Origin of the sequence: Vibrio sp. NH-UV-68, assembly GCF_042940635.1 — a bacterium.
GTDB lineage: Bacteria > Pseudomonadota > Gammaproteobacteria > Enterobacterales > Vibrionaceae > Vibrio > Vibrio pacinii.
This window is the reverse complement of the sequence record NZ_CP134976.1, coordinates 191,031-215,340: the sequence shown is the minus strand read 5'-3', so window position 1 is coordinate 215,340 and position 24,310 is coordinate 191,031. Positions and strand designations below refer to the sequence as shown.

The window sequence follows — 24,310 nt, the reverse complement described above, 5'->3', positions numbered from 1 at the left end:
AAGGTTCTCCACCTAAGGTTCGTTATGTTTTTTACTAAGAAGAAAGAGTCACCGCTAAAGTCTAGTCATGCCGATGATGTGTACACTTCATTAAAAAAACATGTTGCATGGATCGAGTTCAACCTAGAAGGAATCATCCAAGATGCAAGCTCACTGTTTTTGAATGTTGTAGGGTATTCGTTGGATGAAGTGAAAGGAAAACACCACAAGATCTTTTGTTCTGATAGTTATACCAGTTCTTCTATTTATTTGAGTTTCTGGCAAGATCTTGCCAATGGCATTATCAAGGAGGGGACTTTTGAGAGAAAGAACAAGCAAGGCGAGACCATCATTCTTGAAGCCACCTACTTCCCGATTAAGGACATGGACGGTAAGGTCACGGGCATCGCAAAGATTGCTTCGGATATCACTCAGCTGTATTACAGAAATCAAAAGAACGATGCTCTTTTTTCAGCCTTAGACAAATCGCAGGCCATTATTGAGTTTGATCCTAGTGGAACCATACTTTTTGCCAACGCTAACTTCTTAAAAACATTAGGCTATAGTGATAACCAAGTTGAAGGAAAGCATCATCGGATGTTTTGTTTTGATGACTTTTATGAAGAAAATCCTAAGTTCTGGCAAGAACTACAAAGTGGCCAGATAAAATCAGGACTTTTTCAGCGTCGTAGCGCCCACGGATCGAGTGTCTGGATAGAGGCAACATACAATCCGATAATGGATAGCGCTGGTAATGTTGTAAAAGTCGTTAAGTTTGCCACCGACATTACAGAGCGTGTTGAACGTAACCGCGCAATAGCTGAAGCTTCAGAGATCGCCTATTCTACGTCGGTCGAGACGGCACAAATCGCCCAAGAAGGCTCTAAGCTTTTAGCCGATTCTGTTGCAGTTTCTTTAAACGTATCGCAAAAAGCGCAAGAGACCGCCGAAAAAGTACAACAGCTAAAATCGAGCTCGCAAAATATTCAAGATATTGTGTCGACCATACAAGGCATAGCAGACCAAACTAACTTATTAGCTCTTAATGCGGCCATTGAAGCGGCAAGAGCGGGCGAGCATGGAAGGGGGTTTGCTGTTGTTGCTGACGAAGTGCGAAAACTCGCGTCTCGGACTTCAGACTCCACTGACGAGATTGTTAGTGTTGTTGAAGAGAATCAGGGTCTTATCAACGAAGTCACTGCTAGAATAACTGAAATGTCATCAATCTCAGAAGCCGGGAATGCCAAAATTACCGAAGTATCATCGGTGATGGACGACATACATAAAGGTGCCGAGAACGTTTCTAACACCGTGTTACAACTTTCTGACAGTCAGTCTTCTTAGTGACTTATGTTTTATGGTTAGCCTATTTTTAAATTGGTCATTGATGTCAATGTATGCTCGGAGGTTTATTGGCACTGCTTATCAATGACGAGATGAAAAAATGAGCACTTTATAGATGGAAAAATATTCAAATTATTCATGACGTTAACATTTACAACCTTGTTGTTGATATGGTTAACAAATTCGCAATGAAAAATTATTTTCACGTGAGGTTATGTGGGATCCTTTGCATGCCACATGGCCCTCATAAGGAAAATAATAATGAATAGAAACGATAGTGTCCCTTTACCGACCAATACCCGAGAATGGTTTTTTAACCGTAACAGCATGATCATCTTAGCGGATGTGATTTTGTTTGCGGTGATGTATTTTACGTTACCCTTTGATCCTCAAGTTGTATTGGGGATCTGTATGTTAACGTTTGTTGCGATTCTTTGGTTAACTGAAGCCCTACACGTTACGGTAACCGCTATTTTAGTGCCCATTATGGCGGTACTGTTTGGTGTGTTTAATACCCAAACCGCGTTAAATAATTTCGCTAACTCCATCATCTTTTTGTTTTTGGGCGGTTTTGCACTTGCGGCTGCAATGCATCGCCAAGGGCTAGATAAGGTCATTGCCGATAAAGTACTGATTGTTGCGAAAGGCAAAATGAGTGTTGCAGTGTTCATGCTTTTTGGTGTCACAGCTGCGCTTTCGATGTGGATCAGTAATACTGCGACTACTGCGATGATGTTGCCATTGGTGCTTGGTGTATTGAGCAAGGTGAATTCTGAAAGTGGCCACAAAACCTATGTGTTTGTGCTGCTTGGTATTGCGTACAGTGCCAGTATTGGTGGTATCGCAACGATTGTCGGTAGCCCACCAAATGCGATTGCAGCGGCCGAAGTGGGGTTAACCTTTACTGACTGGATGAGGTTTGGCGTACCAACCAGCTTAATTTTATTACCTGTGTCGATAGTTGTACTGTTTGCGGTGTTAAAGCCGGATCTTTCAGGTCAGTTTGAACTTAATCATGAGTCAGTGAATTGGGACAAAGGAAAAATTGTCACCTTGCTGATTTTCGCTGCGACCGTTTGTTTGTGGATTTTTAGCAAACCGATCAATGCCATGCTTGGCGGTTACGCTAAGTTCGATACTATCGTCGCTTTGGGGGCGATCGTCGCCGTCAATTTTGCACGTGTCGTGCACTGGAAAGACATTGAAAAAACCGCTGACTGGGGTGTGTTGCTGTTGTTCGGTGGCGGTATCTGTTTGAGTAACGTACTTAAAGCGACGGGCACCAGTGTCTTTTTGGCCAATGGGTTGAGTGAGATGATCTCGCACCTTGGCATTTTCTTTATTATTGCAGTCATCGCAGTCTTTGTTGTATTCCTGACGGAGTTTGCAAGCAACACAGCGAGCGCCGCATTGTTAATTCCAGTGTTTGCCAGTGTGGCAGAAGCGTTTGGTATGTCACCGGTTGTCTTATCTGTGTTGATCGCAGTAGCGGCATCGTGTGCCTTTATGTTGCCAGTGGCGACGCCGCCTAACGCCATCGTGTTTGGTTCTGGACATATAAAGCAAAGTGAGATGATGCGTGTCGGGATTATTCTCAACATCGCATGTATTGGCGTACTGACCTTTATCGCGCTAAGTTTTTGGACGTAAATAATGTGTTAAGTTCTACATAAGAGCAAAAAATCCTCGAAGTGATTCGAGGATTTTTTTTACAGGTACTCAGCTCAGAGTGTGGATGGTAATTGTATTTGGACAGAAGTGAGCTTCGTGGAATCGAACATTAGTGCTTCATGCATTATCTGTAGTATGTAAAACTCCAAAAGGTAAAGCCGAACTTCACTACATAGCATAAATGGTCAGGAATTATAAATTATAATTGTACGTTTAACTATGAGTACACAATGGGTTCAATAACTTATATACTCATAGTTAAACTTAAAGCTGACAATGGAAAGTATATTTAATGAAATGGAATACAATATGGTTTTATACACCACTTTTAGCATTAGCAATAATACTTATATTAATTGGATTTAATATTGTTGGTAAAAACATTTTATTAAAAGATGTCGTATTTTCATATTCTGCATTAGTTGCTGCTTTTATTATGTTTGTAATGAATTTATTTTTTTCGTTACAAAGTGAAGAAGTGAGAAGTGAAGTTACTTCTTACATTATTCATAGAGATAATGGTGTATCCATACATCACTTAAAAAACAATTTCAGAGAAAGGCATGAAAAGTTTGATATATACAATCGTGAAAACTTAGCCACTTACTATGGAATTCAACACTCTTCAAATGCTCAGCATCTAAACATAAATGAACGTAAAGTTCTTATGAGTAAGCTCTATGACGTAGCTAAAACCATATTGATTGGCGACATAATAAGAAACCTACCAGATTGGGACATGAAAAAAAATCCACTTATAAACGGTGGGGGTGTAAACTATAGAATTGATGAAAATCACAAAGAAAAAGACACGTATATAAGCACAAATAAATTAATAAAAGACTGCAAGTTAAATTATCCTGAAAAATCTCTATCAGGTTTTATTGCGAAAGGTTTATTTCTACCACCAGATACAAAAATATACTCAGTAGATAATTGCATAATTGTCGATAATAAATTTGTCACGCTAAAATTCGACTTTGAAATAAATATAAACTACTCTTGGAACCTTAAATTTGATGGTAAAGGGTATTCTTATACTATAGCTGATAGATCTCCCCACTTATATAATGTTTACGATATGATATCTTCATCTACCATAATATTTAATAAACTGTACATTGGTAATAAAGAGTTAGGTCGCTATAGAAAGTGGGCTGATGACTTAAATCACGTGTTTTACTTATCTCTTTCTAGCTACCCTAAAGACCACGAACTCTATACTGGGTAACGGCTCATCCCCCCTCCCCAAAATTGGGGCAAAACTCATTTTGGGCGATAAAAAAGGAGTTTTCACCTAAGTGTAAATAGGTCGATAACGATACTTTAATTCATCTATTGTCGTACCAAATAAAATAGCACACGCCATAAAATCTAAAGGTGGACAAGCGGATAGGAGTGATTTTGAGTCTGCGCTATCGGGCAACTCGAATCTCAACATACCACCATACCTTTTACGATTCTGGTCACTTATGAACTCGCTGCCAACATTAGGGAATGCAACCAAAAAGCAACTTATTTCCACAAGAAGCTGATCTGTAATAAGTAGGGTTTGTTCTGTAAGGTCAATCAACTTACAGAGCGTTTCTCTACCTAGTACATTAATTACTTGTGAATTATTTAAACCTACTCCCATAAGTCCGTTTAGCTTCGGTTGAAGGCTTAGTTTTTCCTTGGTTAGTAACTTCCATTGCTGTACAGCATTATCAAAATTCCTGAACAACGTATCTATGTACTCTACACGAATCCATTTGTGTTCATCCAAACTCGCTAGCGTAACCTTATCTGCGAGAAAAGATAAGTCTATAGGGTTAAATTGACGAATAACTGGTGAATTTGCCAAAGGTGGTATTGCTAGCACCCGCTGTATAGGGTGAGACTGCAATTTTCCATGATAATTACCTTTAATCGCCATTAAAGAGTTGCGCATTTGATTGGCAGACAGCAACGTTTGATTGAGAACTCTAATCTTATGAATGTCTGCTTTTACATCTTCAGCGTAGCGAATCGCATAGAATGATGTTTTCAGTCCTATAAAAGCAGAAATCGCCAATGTTCCTATTGGGAAAATATAATCTTTAAATGCGTTAGATTTTAGCCCATTGATAGCCTCGACCACCAAATCAACATCACTAGCCAAGTTTCAACCTCCATCATTGAGTACTAAGAATCAATTGAACAATATAAGTATGAGAAAAAGTAAGTCAAATCTTGCTTGGTTTGACGAATGTGTTTGTCTGACGAAACACGAAAAGGGGCAAAAACGTTTGAGTGAGTTACGTTAGTTAATAAATAGCAATTCGTGGCGATCCAGCGTACTGATTCAGTACTATTGTGGTGTGATTTAAGGAGTGTGATGATTGCCGTTGCAGACGGCGCATTCAGTGATGAGATCAGGTCAAAACAACAGCAGCGTACTTATCTAACCATGATAAAAATCATTGGATTAAAATCAGCGGTTTATAGAGCAAGTATTATTCATTGTTATTTCGGTGGTTATCATGTGGGCCAGAGCATGTTAGTATTGCTAGCTTTTTGAACGTCCTCACACTTTTTTGTAATCTGTGTGAGGGAAATACACGGCTTCCGAGCCCTAAAAAGCGAAGTACTTATGTCAAATATGACGAATGCCGCCTCTCATGTTCCGATCGAGGACGCAGATTATTCTGCTATCCACCCTCCCTCTATTCTTAAGCGCCTTGAGTTAACCAACCCCGTTTTTTGGTTAAGTGGTAGTTTCCTTTCCCTGTTCGTTGTGCTCGCATTGACGAGTTCAGACTCTCTAACCGCAATGGTTAACGCAGGCTTTGGCTTTGCAACGCAATACTTTGGTGCCTACTGGCAAGTTCTTCTTTTACTCAATTTCCTTATTGGTTTGGCAATCGCTCTTGGTCGCACTGGTTACGTGCGTTTGGGTGGCTTAGCGAGACCAGAAATCGATACCTTTAAGTGGCTATCGATTGTACTTTGTACTCTGCTTGCAGGTGGTGGTGTTTTTTGGGCCGCCGCCGAGCCGATTGCGCACTATGTTTCTGCGCCGCCGTTGTATGGCGAAGCGACGGCAAAAAAAGCTGCGATTAACGCACTGTCGCAATCCTTTATGCATTGGGGCTTCTTAGCCTGGGCCATTTTAGGCTGTCTATCGACGATTGTATTGATGCACCTTCATTACGACAAAGGTCTGCCACTTAAGCCTCGCACTCTGCTTTATCCCATCTTTGGTCGTAAAGCGATCGATGGTTGGATTGGTAATGTAACCGATGCGTGCAGCATTATCGCTGTGGCTGCTGGTACTATCGGCCCGATTGGTTTCCTAGGCTTACAGATTAGTTATGCCTTAAACGAATTATTTGCTATTCCAGATACGTTTTTGACTCAAAGTTTGGTGATTTTGTTTGCCATTGCTATGTACACCTTGTCGGCTCTAAGTGGTGTAAGTAAGGGGATTCAAATTGTCAGTCGCTACAATATTTTATTGTCAGTGGCTCTGATTGGCTACATCTTACTGTTTGGCCCAACAAGCTTCATTGTTGATGGTTATGTGCAAGGAGTTGGCCGCATGATCGACAACTTCTTCCCGATGGCGCTTTACCGTGGTGATACGGGCTGGTTAAGCTGGTGGACCGTGTTCTTTTGGGGATGGTTCATTGGATATGGTCCTATGATGGCGATTTTCATTGCTCGAATCTCACGTGGCCGCACGATTCGACAGCTCATTTTGTCGATTAGTATTGCAGCCCCACTGATCACTTGCTTCTGGTTCAGTATTGTTGGCGGCAGCGGCTTAGCCTTTGAACTGGCGAATCCGGGAACTATCTCAACGGCATTTGAAGGGTTTAATTTACCGGCTGCACTGCTTGCCATTACCGCAGAGCTTCCTTTCCCGATAATAATGTCGGTGCTGTTTTTGATCTTAACCACCACCTTTATCGTGACGACTGGTGACTCGATGACTTACACCATCAGTGTCGTTATGACAGGTTCAACCGAGCCTAGTGCTGCGATCCGTGCGTTTTGGGGTGTCATGATGGGGATTGTCGCGATTGCGTTGATATCGATGGGAGCCGGCGGAATCTCAGCCTTGCAATCCTTCATTGTTATTACTGCTGTACCGGTCTCGTTCATATTGTTGCCAAGCTTATGGCAAGCGCCGAAAATCGCTAGCCATATGGCGAAAGAACAAGGTTTGGTTTAACTTTCCGTTTGATTGATAAGAGCCCTTTTGGGCTCTTTCTTTTTATGGGTCCTTGATAATGTATCAAAAGGTAAAAAAATACTGGTGTTAAGTTAATTGGTTTAGCAGAGAACGGATTAATGGCTTACAGTTAAATCAATGTTTTAAATACAGTCAGTGGTGGCCATGGGATCGCTCGATTCAGGGATGAGAAATCGACACAACAACCGACTTGGACATTATCTTTTATTGCTCTTTGCTGCGTTACCTGTTGGTTTGTTCGTTGCAATGCTATCTGTCTACTCGCCGCAAGGGTGGGAGCATCAATCTGATTGGATTCCAAGTTTAGGTATTCAATTTGCGCTTCGGCTGGACGGTTTGTCGATGCTGTTTGCTGGCTTAATCACTGTCATTGGCACTTTAATTCAGCTTTATGCATGGTCATACCTGCGCCAAAGTCATGCGCGCTTCTCTTTTCATCTCTACCTGACGTTGTTCATGCTGGCCATGCTAGGAATAGTATTGAGTGACAATATTTTACTGCTGTTTGTATTTTGGGAATTAACCACGATAACGTCCTACTTGCTGATTGGCTTTAATCACCATAAGTCAGTTTCGCGCAAAAATGCGTTACAAGCGTTACTCATTACCGGAGGCGGCGGACTTGCGTTACTCGCCGGCTTAATTTTACTGGGCATGATGGCGGGCAGTTATCAATTGGGGGTGATCATTGAGCGTGCTGCGCTGATTGTTGAGCATGATGCTTTTATTCCTTCGTTAATTCTGGTGTTGGTTGGTGCCTTTACCAAGTCTGCACAGTTTCCTTTTCACTTCTGGCTACCTAATGCGATGGCTGCGCCAACTCCTGTTAGTGCTTATTTGCACTCGGCAACCATGGTCAAAGCTGGCATTTACTTACTGGCGCGTGTATCGCCTATCTATGCTAATCACGAGCTATGGTTTTACAGCCTAACCATTGTTGGTACGGTCACGGCGATTTGGTGTGCGTTATTGGCACTGAAACAAACCGACTTAAAACTGATGTTGGCATACAGCACCAATGTGGCTTTGGGTAAATTGACGTTATTGTTGGGTATTGGTACAGAGCTGGCGGTCCTTGCCGCGTTGATTTTTATTCTCGCCCACTCCTTTTACAAAGCGGCGCTGTTCATGGTGATCGGTAATATCGATAAAGCCACAGGAACGCGCGATCTCCATCGGGTAAAAGGGCTAAAAGCATTGATGCTGTTTAGCTTTATTGCCGCGGTTGGCGCAGCGTTATCGAAAGCGGGTGTGCCACCACTGCTTGGCTTTATGAGTAAAGAGTACATGTATAAAGCGGCACTTGATGTTAGCGTTTGGCCTTCAGTGGCGCTTTTGCTGATTAACGTTGCAATGGTCACGATGGCACTGGTGTTGGTGATTAAGCCTTTTTTGGTCAAAGCTACCCCAGACTCGCCGCCTGCTAAAGCGATAGAACGTGACATTGGGTTATGGCTCCCAGCGCTGTTGCTTGCGTTGGGTAGTGTGTTAGTACCACTACTTGGGCTCGAATGGCTAAGTGAGTACATACTCATCAGTGGCGTGTCGACCGTTACCCCACCAGTCTCGTTACCAGACGTTAAATTATGGCATGGTGTGAACACGGCCCTATTTATGAGCGTGATAACGTTATTACTCGGCGCCGTGCTTTATCGCTACTATGATCGCAGCGTTGCTCGATTGTCTCAATGGATGGATAAAACGCCGAGTGCTGATGATCTGTTCGATCGCAGCCTCAATGGGTTAATGTTTGTGGCTAATGCTCAAACGGATCTGCTCCAGAAAAAGCGCTTGTCTCTTTATGCGATGATGTCATTGACGGTCTTAGCGCTACTGCTGCTCACTTTTGGCGTTGGTCTACCAGATTTGCATTGGGTCGATTTCACTAACCTCGCGCTTTATCAGGTTGCCATCGCGTTATTGATTGTCGCTGCCGTGGGTGTCGTACTGCGCTCGGGGTCTCGACTATTATCCGTGGCTTCTTTGGGCGTTATTGGCTTTCTAACCACTTTAGTTTTTATGATTTTTAGCGCCCCAGATGTTGCCAAAACTCTGTTATTAGTTGAAACGCTGATGGTCGTGTTCGTGGTTATTTTGATGCGCCATCTACCTAGACTCAGTCAAGTACCACCGCATCCGAAAATAAGACGCTTGGGTCACGGCATTATTGCTGCAGTGATTGGCCTTTCAGTGACTTCGTTATTGATTGCCATTACCGCGCAACCGCTCGATACCACACTCACGACATTCTTTGCCCAAAACAGCTTACCTGGTGGTTATGGGCGCAATATTGTCAACGTGATTTTGGTTGATTTTCGTGCCTTTGATACGCTCGGAGAAGTGGTGGTGGTGGTGATCGCAGGGTTGGCAGCCGTGAGTTTATTACCTAAGCAAAACCGCTACATCAATAGAGTACAATCGTTAATCTTCACCACCACGGCTCATATAGTTGCAACATTAATGCTGGTGTTTTCCGTTTATTTGCTACTTAGAGGCCACAATGCACCGGGTGGTGGTTTTATCGGCGCATTGATTGCCGTACTTGGCTTGTCACTATTAATGTTGTCTGAATCACCGCGTTATGTTGAACGCAGAATCCACTTTTCCCCGTTTAGCCTCGCTTTGTTTGGCGTTGCATTGAGTATGTTTGCTGGGGTGATGGGGCTCGCCTCTGGTCAAGCATTCTTAACCGGATTGTGGTTGAAAGAGATCCTACCCATCGGCACCCCATTGATCTTTGATGTTGGTATTTACCTTGCCGTGATCGGTGGAGTGATGGGGATGATGCTCAGAGTGAATGAGGAGCTTGATTGATGGAAGTGCTATGGAGTCTCGTGGTTGGAGTGCTGGTTAGCGCAGGTGTTTATTTGCTGCTAGAGCGGCATGTATTGCGGTTGTTGTTTGGATTAATCCTACTGAGCAGCGCGGTGAATTTGGCTATATTAGTTGCGGGGCGTTTAACGGTTGCCGTACCACCATTGATTGACTTCGAGGCGACTCTCCCGCCTGCAGACGCAGCAAACTCCTTGCCACAGGCCTTAATTCTTACCGCAATTGTGATTGGCTTTGGTTTGCTGATTTTTGCTTTGTTGCTGATCTATCGGGCGTTTATTGAAACAGGTTGCGCTGACATTGATCAAATGCGTGACTCGGAGCGAGAATGATGACCGGCTTGTTATTAACCTTACCTGTTTTAATCGCATTGATAACCGCGGTGACTTTATATGTCGTTCGAGCTTCGTTACGCGCAATAGAATGGTTGAGTGTCACCAGTGCCGCGGCTCAACTTTTGGTGTGCGCTGCTTTGGTCAATCAAGTGATGAGAGATGGGGTTCAAGCGGTGGCGTTCGGCGGTTGGAGTGGCCCATTCGGCATTGTTTTTGTGGCTGACTATCTTAGTGTCGCGATGGTGATGGTGACCGCGGTTATCGGTATTGTGGCCGTCGTCTATGCGATGGGTGATCTACGCGATAAAAAATCTTATGGCTTATATCACACCTACTTTCATATCTTATTGGCGGGCATCTTTGGTGCTTTTCTTACTGGCGATATCTTTAATCTGTATGTCTGGTTTGAGGTGATGTTAATTGCTTCGTTTGGTTTGATGGTACTCGATGCGACTAAAACACAGATAGAGGGAGCCGTGAAATACGTTATTCTCAACCTGATTTCGACGTTAACATTATTGCTCGCGATTGGTTTGATGTATGGCGCGACGGGAACTTTAAACTTGGCTGATTTACACGGTAAATCAGCGCAGATAGCCGCTAGCACGCAGCAGATGATCGCGGTGCTATTTCTTTTTGCTTTTGCGATTAAGGCAGCCTTATTTCCACTGTTTGCGTGGTTGCCTGCTTCTTACCACACGTTACCAAGTGGCGTCGTTGCGCTGTTTGCCGCGTTACTAACCAAGGTCGGTGTTTATGCGTTGATTCGAGTGTTTACTTTGGTTTTTCCACTGGCTGACACGACGATTCAACCGGTTTTTATCTGGTTAGCTGGGCTCACAATGCTAACGGGAGTCTTGGGGGCGGCTAGTCAGTTTGATGTGAAGAAAATACTTTCTTTTCATATAATTAGCCAAATTGGCTATATGATTATGGGCTTGGCGCTATATACACCTTTGGCGCTGACTGGCGCCATTTTCTACATCATTCACCACATCATAGTGAAGGCCAATCTGTTCTTAATTGGCGGCGTTCTAGAGAAAAAATATCACTCAAGCCAACTGCGTCAGCTTGGTGGGGCCTATCAAACCATGCCCGGACTTGCGCTATTATTCCTCATTCCGGCCTTTTCTTTAGCGGGCTTTCCACCTCTATCCGGGTTTTGGGGCAAGTTTTTGGTCATTAAAGCCAGTATTGAACAAGAGTACTTTTGGCTTGCTGCGGTTGCTCTACTCGTTGGGTTACTGACGGTGTTTTCAATGAGCAAGATCTGGAGTGAGGCGTTTTGGAAGCCACTTGATGAGCAAGCTAAGCCCCCTTGTGGTTTGAATGGTCAATGGCGTTACTATCTTCCTATTATGACGTTGACGTCACTGACGATCGTGATAGGCCTCGTGGCTGAGCCATTTTACCGTTTTGCCGAGGTTGCAGCAGCACAGTTATTTGACCCTAAAGAGTATTTAGCCGCGGTATTAGGAGGGCAGCAATGAACTACTTTTTGCTCAACTTATTTCTTGCTGCTGCGTGGATGATGCTCAATGGTCAGTATGACAGTGCGAATTTCACGCTAGGTTTTGTGATTGGCTTTTTTGCGCTGCGTTTAAGTCAGCCGTTTGGTCTTAAAACCAGTTATTTCAAGCGTTTTTATGCCGTGATAAATCTTCTGTGTTTCTTTTTATACGAACTGATCGTTTCGGCGGCGCGAGTGGTGTGGGATGTTGTCACACCAACCCATCTCAGCCAGCCCGACATTGTTTATGTACCACTGGATGTGAGGAGCGATATTGAAATCACACTGCTTGCCAACATGGTTTCGTTGACGCCCGGTAGTTTAAGTTTGGATGTGACACCTGATAAAAAACATTTGATCGTCCATGCGATGTTTGCCGAAGAGCATCAGGCTGTGATCGAACCGATTAAAAGCGGGCTAGAAAAACGAATTTTGGAGGTAACACGTGGATGACGGGTTAAACATGGCACTGACCTTTGCTTATGCTGGGCTATTGGTCAGTATTGCGATGGCCATGATCAGGTTAGTGATAGGACCAACCCTTGCTGACCGTGTGGTGGCACTTGATTTGATCGCCTTTATCACGGTTGGGTTTATTACGGTGTTCACTTTAGATAGCGGACAAGAGCCTTTGCTTGATATTGCGATCACCCTTGGGCTGGTAGCGTTCTTAGGTACGATTGTATTTGCTCGCTTGATCGTTCGACGTATTGGGGAAGAGAAATGACGCTGGTGATTAGTTTACTACTGGTAATCGGTACGCTACTGATTATGATTGCCAGTTTAGGCGTGTTACGCATGCCTGACCTTTACACGCGGATGCATGCGGCGACGAAAGCGGGCACCGTGGGATTAAGTACGTTGCTACTGGCTGTTGCGTTGGCGATTCCTGATTTGACGGTTCTTTCACGTGTTGTTGGCACCTTGCTGTTTATCTTTCTCACCGCTCCGGTGGCGACCCACTTGCTTGGTAAAGCGATGCGCCACAGTGGTTACCCAATGTGGCGCAATAACAAATCGTCAGATAATAAATCCCAGCGTGGCGGTTAATTGATTGGTGAAACAAACCCATCGGGTTTGAGTGCAACAAGTGAGCATTTGACCGCTTGAAGAATGTTTTCAGCGGTATTACCAATGACAAAACCCGGAATGCCAGTTCTTGCTAGCGTACCCATTACCAAAACGTCGATGTTATTTTTTTCGACACATGCAGTAATTTTTTCATCGGGAAGTCCATGCAAATGATGGATCTGCACATTGCCAGAAATTTGTGCTTCGCGGATCAGTTGATCGAGCGCTTCGCGATGGTGTTGTTGCGCGATCTTAATCTCTCGATTTAACTCATCATCTTCAATCTTAATCCAAACATGTTGATACAGATAACGCTCCAACTGATATTCCCAGCATGAAACGATGTGTAAGCGACTGTCACAACTATCAGCAATCGACCGTGATAGCTCAAGAAGCCTAAGTGATAAGCGATGGTGTTCATCATTGCTGGCCGTCGGATCGATAGCGACCGCAACTCGACGTTTATTTCGTGGCTGGTGGGCGGGGCGATTAAGCCAAACGGGACATGGGCATTTGCGTAACAATGTCATGTCCATTGCTTTGAAACCTTCACCATTGTTTTCGACTGGCTCGGCATCTTTGATGACTAAATCGTAGTGGTGCTGGTTAACCGCGCGGATAATACTCACCGCTGGCTGCTCGTCACAAGCAAGTTGCAATGGGAAAGGAGTCTGTGATTCAGTGATTGAGTCACTCTGTCTTACGCTGTTTATCTGTTGTTCTATGGATTGAAAGAGAGAGCCACGGTAGATCTCTTGGTATTGTTCCATATGATCGGGTAAAGGTGGGCTTACGATTAAACCGTTGAGAGTCGCGTTATTATTGGCCGATAGCCTGAGCGCTTGTCCTATCGAGTCACTTTCGCTTGGTAGTCCTCGGCTCACATAAAGTATGTTCTTAAATTTTTTCATACCTGTCTCCTTGATTGGCAGTGTGTCTCGATTACCTTTGACATTTTTAGCGCAGACCAAGAGCTTGGCGAAGTACAACACCGCCCTCTAAGTGTTGTATTAAGATCGCACTTTTCCAAGTCCGATTTGTAAACAGGTATTGCGGATTTGATCGCGATAAGCACGGTTAAAGCGATTGTGGCACTTTTGAATAATTAGAAAGATAAGGAATGGCACTTTGTTGTCAAAGTGCCTTAATCATGTGGTGGTGAAAAGAGAATGCTGAGTCGCTGCTTGAACGAGAGACCTTTGCGGCGCACTTCATTAAACATCGTTTGCCACTCTTTGAACGTCACAACGATAGGATTATTACTTTTGATGGGTTTGCTAATGCCATAACGAACGGTTTCGATTTCTGGCTCGAAGGTGGCAAACAATTTGTCCCAAACAATCAGGACTCCGGCGTAATTTTTATCAATATATTGGGGATTGCGTCCGTGATGTACTCTGTGATGTGACGGCGTATTGAAAATTAATTCTAACCAACCTAATGAGCGCACCCACTGAGTGTGGACGAAGAACTGTAAACCGAGGTTGAGCAAAACGGCGAACACGACCCATTTGGGTTCAAAGCCAACAATGACTAGCGGCACCCAAAACAGCCACATGCCCGCGAATGGGTACATCAAACTTTGGCGAAAGGCGGTACTAAAATTCATTCGCTCTGAGCTGTGATGCGCGACATGAGCTGCCCACATCCAGCGTATGCGATGGCTGGCGCGGTGAAACCAGTAGTAGCAGAAGTCTTGCAGCACAAGCAGGAGCAAAAAAGTGCTGACGGTCATCTCAATATCAAACAGATGCCAACCAAACAGCCATAGGTAGAGCTGAACAATCAGCAATCCCGTTATCAAATCGGCCAATTGATGCATCCCTGCGAGGGTAAAGTTGCACGCCACTTCTCTCAGTTTATAGGCAGAGTTCTCTGGCAGACGACCACGTTTTTGACCTATCCAGTACTCGGCCAACATCAGGCCAATAAATAACGGTGCGAGTAGCATCAGCAGCCACTCTGGGTTGTCGATTAAGGTCGTGAAATCCATGTCTCAGTGACTCGTAATGGTGATCATTTCAGCTTACCACTTAGCATAGTGGTCTTCCGTTAAGCCGATGATTTGATGTAGTTGATGTTTTTCGCCGTGATTATCGCAAATCTCGCCACTAAAATGACCAATAAACTGGCGAAAGTTACTTTTTAGAAAACCAAGATTAAGCTTTTCACTGCGTTTATTAAGCGGCTGAAAAGTGAGATTTATCGCGTCATCAATCGAGGTAATTCGCCAAGTTTGGCTTAGATCGTCACGATTGAACTCAAACTGCGCGGGGCCAAGTAAATGGCGTTCACCATCGATCCAAAGTACGTTTTCGCAGGCTCCGGTTTCGTTAACACCCGCAGCGAGGTTGAGGCCGATGACCTTTCCTTGGTTGTGAGCACTTATGCTGGCCCAACGCCAACTGGTTTCTCGGCGCATAAACCCAGCGGAAAAATCGTAACCCGCGAAAGCCTGGCTGAGGTCGACTTGGTGGCCGTTAACTTCAAGTTTGCCATCTAACCTTAATCCATTGTGCTTTTGGGTATAGGTCCAGCCTGTGTAACCCGTTGGTGTGCATAGCGCGAGTGGTAAACTTGCTTTGAGTGGCCGCAGTGTTAAATCGCATTCGAGGTGACGACTACGCGCATGAACGTGCCACTGACCTTGGTGAATATCAAAACTCAGTTTACCTGCAATGGCGCAGGTTCCATGGAAACTAGATCCAGACATCTGGTGATCAAAACCGAGTGGCCTCAGCCACGTCTGCTCAACTAAGGTGTCTTGTTCGCGGTCGTAGACATAACAAAAAGCAGAAGCTAAATAACGAATATCGGCGATAGCGATACCCACTACATAGCGTTTGGTAAATAGGCTAACAAACTGAAATTGCTTAAAATCGAAGTGCTTGGCTAAACGGCTTGCTGGCTTGTCCATTGCGTTGCGATAGTCAAAGTTATCGATACCGAGCTGGTTTGGCGCAGCATTGAAGTAGCCATAGTTAGGCTTACCTTCTGGGCCAATTAAACGCTCGGGTTTCGTTTGAGTTTTTATCATGCTTTATTTACAAACAGTTAACACTCAGACTAGTTTAAGCAAAAAAGCTGACCGGTGAAAGTCAGCTTTTTTTGTAGAGCTTATTCGCTTTCGCGCTTTGACGCCCAGGCATACATCAGCTCAAGAGCAATCGTCGCACCAGCCAGGGCGGTCACATCGCTGTGATCGTATGGAGGAGAGACTTCCACCACATCCATGCCGATGATATTTATCCCCGCCAGCCCACGAATAACCTTAAGTACCTTGTCTGAATTCAAGCCACCACAAACGGGTGTTCCGGTGCCGGGAGCAAACGCAGGATCAAGGCAGTCGATATCGAAGGTGACATAGACAGGCTTGTCGCCGACGATGTCGCGGATTTGCATGACAATCTCGTCTGCAGAGAGATCGTTAGCTCGCATTGCATCGATGACGTTAAAACCATGTTCTTGCTGCTTGTATTCGGTGCGAATGCCAATCTGTACCGAATGCTTTGGTGCAATTAAGCCTTCTTTCGGCGCATGATAAAACATTGTGCCATGGTCATAGTTACTGCCGTTGGCATAGGTATCCGTATGGGCATCAAAGTGAACCAAAGCCATTTCGCCATAATGTTTGGCATATGCGCGTAAAATCGGCAAAGTAATAAAATGATCGCCGCCTAATGCGAGCATGGTTTTGCCGCTTTTAAGAATTTCACTGGTGGCCGCTTCTAAGCGGTAGGTGAAGTCTTCCGCATCACCGCTATCGAACACTAAGTCACCGGCATCGATCACTTTGACACGTTCAAATACGTTGAAGTCCCAAGGAAATTTTTTGCCTTCCCAAGCCAAGTTGACCGACGCGCGTCGAATCGCATCCGGGCCCATACGAGCACCAGGGCGACCAGACGTTGCCATGTCGAGTGGGACACCGAGTACGACAAGGTCGGCATCCGCAGAGACAGGGTTGCGCAGATAAGGTCTGCGCAAAAAGCTCATCGAGTTTGAGTAGAGTGAATAATCAGTCTTAGTAAACAAATCATTCATTTAGAAATCCTCTAAGTAGGTGTAGCCCGTCAGGCCACCTTCTAATTCAGCGAGAATCGAAGCTTGCTCATCGGCGTTAACGCGTTCAGAAACGAGCTCACGATAGTTAAGGCGAATTTTATCAACGTCGATATGAACATAGCGCATCATATCTTCAACGGTGTCGCCTTCGTCAATACGTTCAATTTGTGCTTCACCGTTTTCGTCAACGGTGACTACCGCGCTATGGGTGTCGCCAAATAGGTTGTGCATATCCCCCAAGATCTCTTGGTACGCGCCAACCAGGAAAAATCCCATCAAGTACTCTTGGTCTTTACTCCAAGCGGGTACTGGCAAGGTGGTTTCAATCCCTTGACCTTCGACGTATTGTTCAATCGCGCCGTCTGAGTCACAAGTGATATCGAGCATCACCGCACGACGATCTTCGACATTTTCCAAGCCTGATAAGGGCAGCACTGGAAATACTTGGTCGATACCCCAAGCATCAGGTAGCGACTGGAACAGCGAGAAATTAACGAAGAATTTATCCGCTAAACGTTCGCTCAATTGGTCAAGTATAGGGCGATGGAAACGGTTTTTGTTACTCATTTGGCGGCTCAACTCATAATAAATTCGTAATGAGAGTTGTTCTGCCCATGCACGTTGCTGAAGGTTCATCACGCCAGTCGCAAACTGGGTATGCACTTCGGCCAAATCGCTCTGAGTATCATTATAGGTTTCAATCAAAGCTCTAGCATCACTACCAGTTTGCAGATTTTGCCAACTGCTCCACATATTGTGCAGTAATGTTGGGTCATCTTCGTTTGGTACAGTGACGTCTTCTGGGTGATACGCCTCGGTACCAATCACGTTAGTGATCAAAACGGCATGGTGCGCTGTTAATGAACGGCCCGATTCCGAAATAATCACAGGCACTGGTTGAGCGTATTGCTCACATACATCGCCTACGGTGGTCACAATGTTTCGTGCATACTCAATTAAGCCATAATTCATTGAGTTAGATGATTGGCTGCGCGTGCCGTCATAGTCGACCGCAAGGCCACCGCCAATATCAAAGTATTTGATGTCGGTACCCATTTCCCGAAGTTCGCAGTAAAAGCGCGCCGATTCATTCACGCCATTGCGGATATCGCGAATATTGGCCATTTGCGAACCTAAGTGAAAATGCACCAGTTGCATCGCATCGAGCTGTTGTTCTTGCTTCAGACGCTCGATTACCGTCAATACTTGTGAAGCCGATAGACCAAACTTTGATTTCTCACCGCCGCTCGATTGCCACTTTCCTGCCCCTTGCGACGCCAAGCGAATGCGAATGCCTAAACGTGGTTTTACACCTAGACTCTTGGCTTCTTTCAGCACGAGATCAAGCTCAGACAGTTTTTCTAGGACGATAAAGACTTTGTGACCAAGTTTTTCGCCAATCAATGCTAGGCGAATGTATTCTCTATCTTTGTAGCCGTTACAAACGATCACTGAGCTGGCTTTCTGCGCGAGTGCCAATACTGCTAACAGTTCAGGCTTACTGCCTGCTTCGAGTCCGAGCTGCTTGGTTTCGAGTTGAGCCTGGCTTTCAAGAATCTCATCAACCACTTCTTTTTGTTGGTTAACCTTAATCGGGTAAACCAGCAGATAGTTATTCTGATATTGGTATTCTTCGATCGCTTGGTTAAACGCCTCACAAATACCGTGCACGCGTTGGTGCAAGATTTGTGGGAATCGCACTAATACAGGCAGGTTGAGTTGGTGCTGCACAAGTTTAGTTACAATACGGCTTAGCGGAACTTGAAAAGCATTATCGCTACGAGGTGAAACATAAACTTCACCTTGGTTATCAATACCGTAGAAGCCTTGGCTCCAGTAATCTACGTTGTAATCAGCACGAATACGATCAAGTTTGGAAATGTTTTCCACATCAAAACTCACAAAAACAGAGAGGAAATAAACATGGCTCACAGGTAGGGGAAGCCATACCAGACATAGGGTTGGTAATAAATTCTAGGCCGCTAGGTCGAGCGTATTAACGGTTAAAACGCTTATCGTGTCTAACAAAAACAATTTATCGTTAGGATTGCTTTATCGGAAGTTTGGCAAATGCTTTTTCAATGTGAATACGTGTCTTTATTTGCCTGAGCTGAACCGTTAAACTGTGGGCAAATTGATTACGGGTGGAATGACCATGGCAAAATTAACCCTGCAAGAGCAGATGCTTAAAGCTGGCTTAGTGAATGAGAAAAAGCTGAAAAAGGCCAAAAAAGGCTCTAAGAAGTCGCGTGTGCAAGCGCGTGAAGTAAAAGCGGCGGTTGAAGAGAGTAAACGTCAGCAACAAGAGCACGATAAAGCGCTCAGCAATGAGCAAAAAGAGCAGCGTTTGAATAAAGAGATTCAGGCGCAGATTAAGCAGCTTATTGAAATGAATAAACTCGATCAGAAAGCGGGTGACATCAAGTACAACTTTACTGATGGGACATTAGTGAAGTCACTGTATGTTGAGTCATTGGTTCGTGATCAGCTAGCGAAAGGAATTTTATCGATAGCGCGTCATGAAGAGTCTTATGTCGTCATTCCTAGCATAGTGGCGAAGAAGATTGCCATGCGTGACGACAGTGTGTTGATTGAACAAAATGCGTTGGCAGAGGATATTGCCGCGGAAGATGACCCATACGCAGATTTTGTCGTACCTGACGATCTGATGTGGTAATCAGAACGTTTATCTAATTAATTGGCGAGTGTTTATGCCTGCTCAACCATGAACTCGCCAATAATGCCATTGTCTTGATTAAGAATTTGACCAGTGTGACTGTCTTCACTGTAGTTGAGAGCAAGATGGCTATTACCAACTTCACTGTTAACACGAATATGTCGAAGCAGAATATCACTGTTGAGTTGGTGTACAGCGGCTTGCCAGATCTGGCTAGTTTGGAACATATGAAAGTGGACTGTCATAGTTCTCCTTATTTTTGTGAAATTTGTTTAGTATTGCGTGCGTTTTGAAACCAAAAACGCTTACGACCGGTTGAACGAGACATAATAAGCCTTAATGAAAAATCGGTTTGATCATAAATCAAACTAATAGAGGTGTTGCCAGTTATTTATCTTGGAAAACGAGAAGCTAGGAAGACAGAAGCACAGTTTGTGAGGATAGGTGCAAAGTTTTGATAGGTTCGAAAAAGAGGATAAATAGTGAGGGTTAGAGAAGAGTTGGTGCAAGCAACTGATGTTGCTTGCACCAATTCAAATTAGATAGCTACAACGTTAGCAGCTTGTGGGCCTTTTTGGCCTTGTTCAACTTCGAAAGCAACCTGTTGGCCTTCTTTCAGAGTTTTGAAACCTTCAGATGCGATAGCACGGAAGTGAACGAATACGTCAGCACCGCCATTCTCTTGAGAAATAAATCCGAAACCTTTCTCTTCGTTGAACCATTTTACTGTGCCAGTTGTTTTGTTAGACATAATGTGTCCCTTATATTTAATTTAATGTAGTGCGCTGAAACTTTGACTATTTAATGTAACGGTGAAGCTAAGGGAAACACTGAGGATAACAACGATGACGCGGTAATTCTAAGGATTTACTTTTGACTTGCGGTTTCACTAATAACCCTGTTCTGCAGAGCACGTACATAATACCTCTTTGGCGGGAGGTGTAAAGCTTTATTTAAACATTTTTTAAAATTATTTTGCATTGGTTGTTTAAAGCCCTTCTAGAGGGCTGTAAACGTTAAGGTTTGGCAAAAATAATTGATGTATTAATACCACCGAAAGCAAAGTTATTGCTCATCAGATACGTCACCTCTAGGTTACGGCCTGTGCCAGTGATGTAATCTAAGTGGCCACACTGGGGGTCTAAGCTGTCTAGGTTCAGTGTCGGATTAAACCAACCAGTGTGCATCATTTCTAAGCCTAGCCATGCTTCAATCGCTCCGCACGCTCCTAGGGTGTGCCCAAAGTAGCTCTTCAGTGAACTTATGGGTACCTTACCTAATGCTTGCGCTGTGGCGTTGCTCTCGGCAATGTCACCACGATCGGTGGCAGTGCCATGGGCAGAAACATAATCAATTTTATCCGCATCTATGCCCGCGTTTTGCAATGCCATCTCCATACAAATTTGCATGGTTTCCATTTGTGGTTGAGTGACATGTGCGGCATCACAGTTGCTGGCAAAGCCGATAATTTCAGCATAAATTGTTGCTCCGCGATCTTTGGCGTGTTGGTAGTCTTCAAGTACAAGGGTGCCCGCCCCTTCGCCGATAACCAAACCATCGCGATGCGCATCATAGGGCCGTGGCGTGCTTTTCGGAGCATCGTTTTTTAAACTGGTGGCAAAAAGGGTATCAAAAACGGCTGACTCGGTTGGACATAGCTCTTCAGCGCCGCCAGCGACCATCACGGTTTGATAGCCATGCTTGATGGCCTCATAAGCATAACCAATCGCCTGACTACCTGAAGTACAAGCACTACTGGTCGGGATAACGCGACCTTTTAGACCAAAGAAAAGCCCAACATTAACGGCCGTAGTATGAGGCATCATTTGTACGTAGGTTGTAGCGGTAATTGCTTTGGTGGTTTTGTCGTTTAACATCACGCCAAAAGCGCCAATGGCATCGGTACTGCCAGTTGACGAACCGTAAGCAATGCCTGTTTGACCATTAGTAAGAACCTCGGTGCCGAGTAACCCAGCCTGTTCCAGTGCATTTTCAGTGGCGACAGTCGCCAGTTTAGACACGCGTCCCATCCCGCGTACTTGTTTACGTTTATAGTGCTTTGGCAATTCAAAGTGGTCGATGGGCGCGGCAAGTTTGGTGTTTAGGCCATCATATTGCTCATAAGAGGGCATGTATTGAGTGGCGTTTTCACATGCTCTCAATTTGGGTTCAATCGATTGCCAGTCATTACCAAATGCGGTAACACCAGACATACCTGTAACCACAACGCGACGACTCATATTAAGCCTCCGTTGACTGAAATAACTTGGCGCGTCACATAGCTGGCGATATCAGACATCAGGTAACTCACCAAACCAGCGACTTCTTCTGGTTCGCCCATTCGGCGCAGTGGGATTTGTGGCATTGCGTGCTCTTTGACGTGCTCGTCAACCATTCCAGTATCGATAAGCCCGGGTGCGACACAGTTGACGGTTATTTTCCGTTTAGCCAGTTCAAGTGCCAACGACTTAGTCGCGCCAATAACGCCTGCTTTTGCGGCGCTGTAGTTGGTTTGCCCTCGGTTACCCATCAAACCAGATACTGAAGCTAAAGTGACAATACGCCCGCCTTTACGCTTTTGCACCATTGGCATGACACAAGGGTGTAGGACGTTGTAGAAACTATCGAGGTTGGTATGAATAACGCCATCCCACTCTTCTTCTGTCATGGCAGGAAAAGCGGTATCACGAGTAATACCTGCATTATTAACTACGCCGTAGTAGGCACCATGTTCACTGATGTCCGTTTCAAGTTTAACGCGGCACTCTTCACGATTGCTGATATCAAACTGGATTAAACGTCCGCTGCCACCTTGTGCAATGATGGTGTCGAGTGTGTGCTGTGCACCTTGTTGATCGCCCATGTAGTGGACGGCAATGGTAAATCCATCGTTGGCTAATTGGATAGCAATCGCTTTGCCAATGCCTTTACTTGCGCCTGTCACTAAAACGTGTCGGGTCATGATTGACTCCTAATCTTCATTTCTTGTAGTTTTTTTTCTGTGGGTACATAGACATTTAACTGGCAACTGGCCACGGTCTCACCGTGATGCTCAATACGGGCAGTAAACACGGCCATACCGTTATCTTCCATCATTTTTTCTGCGTAGATATCGAGCATTTGCCCTTGCTCAAACTCGTCACAATATGTGTTGTAACGGCGGCTACCGAGCAGAAAACCAATCGATGGTTGCGCACCGCGAGTCAGAGCATGGTAACCAGACCAAGCGGCCACAGATTGCGCCATAAACTCAATCCCCACGTACGCGGGTAGCGTGTTAGTTTGAGTATTAAAAAACGGATTCTTATACGAAATCTCGACTTGGCAATGGATAGAGTCTTGCTCGACTTCGAGTGCGCGATCAATCAGGATCATCGGCTCGTCATGCGGAAGCAATTGGTCAATAGAGGGAATGCTAGTCATGGAAGTAACCAAAAATAAGACTAATGTTATTACCACCAAAGGCAAAAGAGTTACTTAAGATAGCCTTGCCATGGAGTTGAGTTTGAGTCTCGACTAATGTCACGGCAATATCGTCCGCTTTATCTTGGCAATGCTGAATCGGTAGTGGTAAATCGTAAAATAAAATATGCCAGGCGATGGCTGCCTCGGTCGCACTGGCTGCGCCTAGGGTATGGCCTGTCAATGGCTTGGTTGAGCTGACCGGAACGTGATCGGCAAACAGGCGATCAATCGCTTGGCTTTCCATACTGTCGTTGAGTGGCGTTGCGGTACCGTGAGCATTGATATAGCCAATGTCACTGACGGTAAGCTTGGCGTCATCGAGGGCATTTTGCATCGCTTGTTGCGCGCCCTTGCCTTGTGGGTGAGGCGCAGAAATGTGATGAGCATCTGAGCTATCACCGGCCCCAAGCAGGGCGACTTTAGCCAGTTTGTTACTAAGCAGCATCACGCTGGCAGACTCGCCAATATTGATCCCATCACGCGATGCACTAAACGGTTGGCATAGTTTTGCTGAAAGAGCTTCAAGGCCACTAAAGCCATTAAGCGTGAGGCGGCAAATGCTGTCAACGCCACCGACAATCACTGCATCCACTAAACCACTGCGAAGTAGGCGCTGGGCGGTAATGAAGACTCGGCCACTTGAAGAGCAGGCGGTCGAAATCGAATAGCAGGGACCTGTAATGGCGAAATACGCCGCAATAAAGTCACTGGTATTGCCAAGCTCTTGTTTGCGATAGTGATAATCGCTTGGAAAGTCACCGTGATTGATCTTTTGTTGATAGGCGATTTCGCCATCGGCAATGCCTGAGGTGCTGGTGCCAATGATCACCGCGATTCGCTCGGCGCCATATTCTTCAATCGCGGCGTTAACCGAGCTTTCAATTTGCTTAATTGCTGAGAGTGCAAGCTGGTTGTTACGCGTATTAAACATCGTCAGATGGTCTGGGATTAATGGCAGTTCGTCATCAACTCGACCTATGATAGTCGAGCGGCCTGAATTTAGAATTTGGTCATCCCGCACCATGTTGGCGCTGCTTTGACCGGACAGGCATTGATGGATCTGAGCGTGCTCAAAGCCCATTGCAGAGTGAAAGCCACAGTCTTGAATAAAAATGGGTAGAGAAACGTGTGTCAGCATGGGCTAT

General features: G+C 44.9%; 24 protein-coding genes. 12 read left to right on the top strand and 12 right to left on the bottom strand.

All coding sequences use genetic code 11. The features are described 5' to 3' along the window. The first annotated feature begins 24 nt into the window (after window positions 1-24). The 3 genes from ViNHUV68_RS15425 (at window position 25) to ViNHUV68_RS15415 (ending at window position 4,225) form a co-directional block, all read left to right on the top strand. On the top strand, window positions 25-1,323 hold the full coding sequence (locus ViNHUV68_RS15425; protein ID WP_038173324.1) for a PAS domain-containing methyl-accepting chemotaxis protein: 1,299 nt from the start codon (window positions 25-27) through the stop codon (window positions 1,321-1,323). Window positions 1,324-1,584: 261 nt separating this feature from the next. Then, window positions 1,585-2,973: a DASS family sodium-coupled anion symporter gene (locus ViNHUV68_RS15420; RefSeq protein ID WP_391091393.1), complete on the top strand. Its 1,389-nt coding sequence runs from the start codon at window positions 1,585-1,587 to the stop codon at window positions 2,971-2,973. A gap of 313 nt (window positions 2,974-3,286) precedes the next feature. Beyond that, entirely contained in the window at window positions 3,287-4,225 is a 939-nt protein-coding gene (locus ViNHUV68_RS15415; RefSeq protein ID WP_391091391.1) for a hypothetical protein, read from the top strand. A gap of 66 nt (window positions 4,226-4,291) precedes the next feature. Here the strand turns inward: ViNHUV68_RS15415 and ViNHUV68_RS15410 are convergent, their stop codons facing one another. Beyond that, entirely contained in the window at window positions 4,292-5,134 is an 843-nt protein-coding gene (locus ViNHUV68_RS15410; RefSeq protein ID WP_391091389.1) for a hypothetical protein, read from the bottom strand. Between the two features lie 216 nt (window positions 5,135-5,350). On the opposite strand from ViNHUV68_RS15410, the gene ViNHUV68_RS15405 reads away from it, so the two are divergent. The 8 genes from ViNHUV68_RS15405 to mnhG all read left to right on the top strand — a co-directional run bounded on the left by ViNHUV68_RS15405 (window position 5,351) and on the right by mnhG (window position 12,937). Further along, window positions 5,351-5,533: a hypothetical protein gene (locus ViNHUV68_RS15405; protein WP_391091387.1), complete on the top strand. Its 183-nt coding sequence runs from the start codon at window positions 5,351-5,353 to the stop codon at window positions 5,531-5,533. 72 nt (window positions 5,534-5,605) lie between these two features. Beyond that, the gene (locus tag ViNHUV68_RS15400) at window positions 5,606-7,189 is read left to right on the top strand and encodes a BCCT family transporter (RefSeq protein ID WP_038173320.1); all 1,584 of its coding nucleotides are present in this window, start codon (window positions 5,606-5,608) and stop codon (window positions 7,187-7,189) included. A gap of 267 nt (window positions 7,190-7,456) precedes the next feature. After that, window positions 7,457-10,024 carry a hydrogen gas-evolving membrane-bound hydrogenase subunit E gene (mbhE, locus tag ViNHUV68_RS15395; protein WP_391091845.1) on the top strand — a complete coding sequence of 856 codons (2,568 nt, stop codon included), beginning with the start codon at window positions 7,457-7,459 and terminating at the stop codon, window positions 10,022-10,024. Next, complete coding sequence (locus ViNHUV68_RS15390; RefSeq protein WP_391091385.1) at window positions 10,024-10,374, top strand: Na+/H+ antiporter subunit C; 351 nt, start codon at window positions 10,024-10,026, stop codon at window positions 10,372-10,374. Before mbhE ends, ViNHUV68_RS15390 begins: the two co-directional genes overlap by 1 nt. Then, complete coding sequence (locus ViNHUV68_RS15385) at window positions 10,374-11,867, top strand: proton-conducting transporter membrane subunit (protein WP_391091844.1); 1,494 nt, start codon at window positions 10,374-10,376, stop codon at window positions 11,865-11,867. The genes ViNHUV68_RS15390 and ViNHUV68_RS15385 overlap by 1 nt, the downstream gene beginning before the upstream one ends. After that, on the top strand, window positions 11,864-12,340 hold the full coding sequence (locus ViNHUV68_RS15380; RefSeq protein WP_391091383.1) for a Na+/H+ antiporter subunit E: 477 nt from the start codon (window positions 11,864-11,866) through the stop codon (window positions 12,338-12,340). The genes ViNHUV68_RS15385 and ViNHUV68_RS15380 overlap by 4 nt, the downstream gene beginning before the upstream one ends. A 10-nt stretch (window positions 12,341-12,350) precedes the next feature. Next, entirely contained in the window at window positions 12,351-12,614 is a 264-nt protein-coding gene (locus tag ViNHUV68_RS15375; protein WP_157631130.1) for a monovalent cation/H+ antiporter complex subunit F, read from the top strand. Further along, window positions 12,611-12,937 carry a monovalent cation/H(+) antiporter subunit G gene (gene mnhG, locus ViNHUV68_RS15370; protein ID WP_038173315.1) on the top strand — a complete coding sequence of 109 codons (327 nt, stop codon included), beginning with the start codon at window positions 12,611-12,613 and terminating at the stop codon, window positions 12,935-12,937. Before ViNHUV68_RS15375 ends, mnhG begins: the two co-directional genes overlap by 4 nt. Here mnhG and ViNHUV68_RS15365 read toward each other — a convergent pair. From ViNHUV68_RS15365 to speA, 5 genes are all read right to left on the bottom strand, one after another. Beyond that, on the bottom strand, window positions 12,934-13,869 hold the full coding sequence (locus ViNHUV68_RS15365; RefSeq protein ID WP_391091381.1) for a universal stress protein: 936 nt from the start codon (window positions 13,867-13,869) through the stop codon (window positions 12,934-12,936). The two genes, mnhG and ViNHUV68_RS15365, sit on opposite strands and share 4 nt — an antisense overlap. A gap of 233 nt (window positions 13,870-14,102) precedes the next feature. Further along, a complete protein-coding gene (locus tag ViNHUV68_RS15360) occupies window positions 14,103-14,951 on the bottom strand; it encodes a sterol desaturase family protein (RefSeq protein ID WP_391091379.1) in 849 nt (282 codons plus the stop codon). Between the two features lie 33 nt (window positions 14,952-14,984). Continuing rightward, complete coding sequence (locus ViNHUV68_RS15355) at window positions 14,985-15,995, bottom strand: DUF2804 family protein (protein WP_391091377.1); 1,011 nt, start codon at window positions 15,993-15,995, stop codon at window positions 14,985-14,987. Window positions 15,996-16,075: 80 nt separating this feature from the next. After that, window positions 16,076-17,002, bottom strand: a complete 927-nt coding sequence (gene speB, locus ViNHUV68_RS15350; protein WP_038173308.1) for an agmatinase — start codon at window positions 17,000-17,002, stop codon at window positions 16,076-16,078. Continuing rightward, the gene (gene speA / locus ViNHUV68_RS15345; RefSeq protein WP_038173306.1) at window positions 17,003-18,913 is read right to left on the bottom strand and encodes an arginine decarboxylase; all 1,911 of its coding nucleotides are present in this window, start codon (window positions 18,911-18,913) and stop codon (window positions 17,003-17,005) included. It abuts the gene before it with no gap. 265 nt (window positions 18,914-19,178) lie between these two features. On the opposite strand from speA, the gene ViNHUV68_RS15340 reads away from it, so the two are divergent. Next, window positions 19,179-19,700, top strand: coding sequence for a DUF2058 family protein (locus tag ViNHUV68_RS15340; RefSeq protein ID WP_391091375.1), 522 nt, complete (start codon window positions 19,179-19,181; stop codon window positions 19,698-19,700). Between the two features lie 32 nt (window positions 19,701-19,732). Here the strand turns inward: ViNHUV68_RS15340 and ViNHUV68_RS15335 are convergent, their stop codons facing one another. From ViNHUV68_RS15335 to ViNHUV68_RS15310, 6 genes are all read right to left on the bottom strand, one after another. After that, a complete protein-coding gene (locus tag ViNHUV68_RS15335; protein WP_038173304.1) occupies window positions 19,733-19,945 on the bottom strand; it encodes a hypothetical protein in 213 nt (70 codons plus the stop codon). Window positions 19,946-20,238: 293 nt separating this feature from the next. Next, on the bottom strand, window positions 20,239-20,451 hold the full coding sequence (locus ViNHUV68_RS15330; RefSeq protein WP_038173303.1) for a cold-shock protein: 213 nt from the start codon (window positions 20,449-20,451) through the stop codon (window positions 20,239-20,241). A 265-nt stretch (window positions 20,452-20,716) separates the two neighbouring features. Next, window positions 20,717-21,940 (bottom strand): beta-ketoacyl-ACP synthase, encoded by a 1,224-nt coding sequence (locus ViNHUV68_RS15325; protein WP_391091373.1) that lies wholly within the window; start codon window positions 21,938-21,940, stop codon window positions 20,717-20,719. After that, window positions 21,937-22,662: a 3-ketoacyl-ACP reductase FabG2 gene (locus ViNHUV68_RS15320; RefSeq protein ID WP_038173300.1), complete on the bottom strand. Its 726-nt coding sequence runs from the start codon at window positions 22,660-22,662 to the stop codon at window positions 21,937-21,939. Before ViNHUV68_RS15320 ends, ViNHUV68_RS15325 begins: the two co-directional genes overlap by 4 nt. After that, the gene (locus tag ViNHUV68_RS15315) at window positions 22,659-23,123 is read right to left on the bottom strand and encodes a hotdog family protein (protein WP_391091372.1); all 465 of its coding nucleotides are present in this window, start codon (window positions 23,121-23,123) and stop codon (window positions 22,659-22,661) included. Before ViNHUV68_RS15315 ends, ViNHUV68_RS15320 begins: the two co-directional genes overlap by 4 nt. After that, on the bottom strand, window positions 23,116-24,303 hold the full coding sequence (locus ViNHUV68_RS15310; RefSeq protein ID WP_391091370.1) for a beta-ketoacyl-ACP synthase: 1,188 nt from the start codon (window positions 24,301-24,303) through the stop codon (window positions 23,116-23,118). Before ViNHUV68_RS15310 ends, ViNHUV68_RS15315 begins: the two co-directional genes overlap by 8 nt. Window positions 24,304-24,310 lie beyond the last annotated feature (7 nt).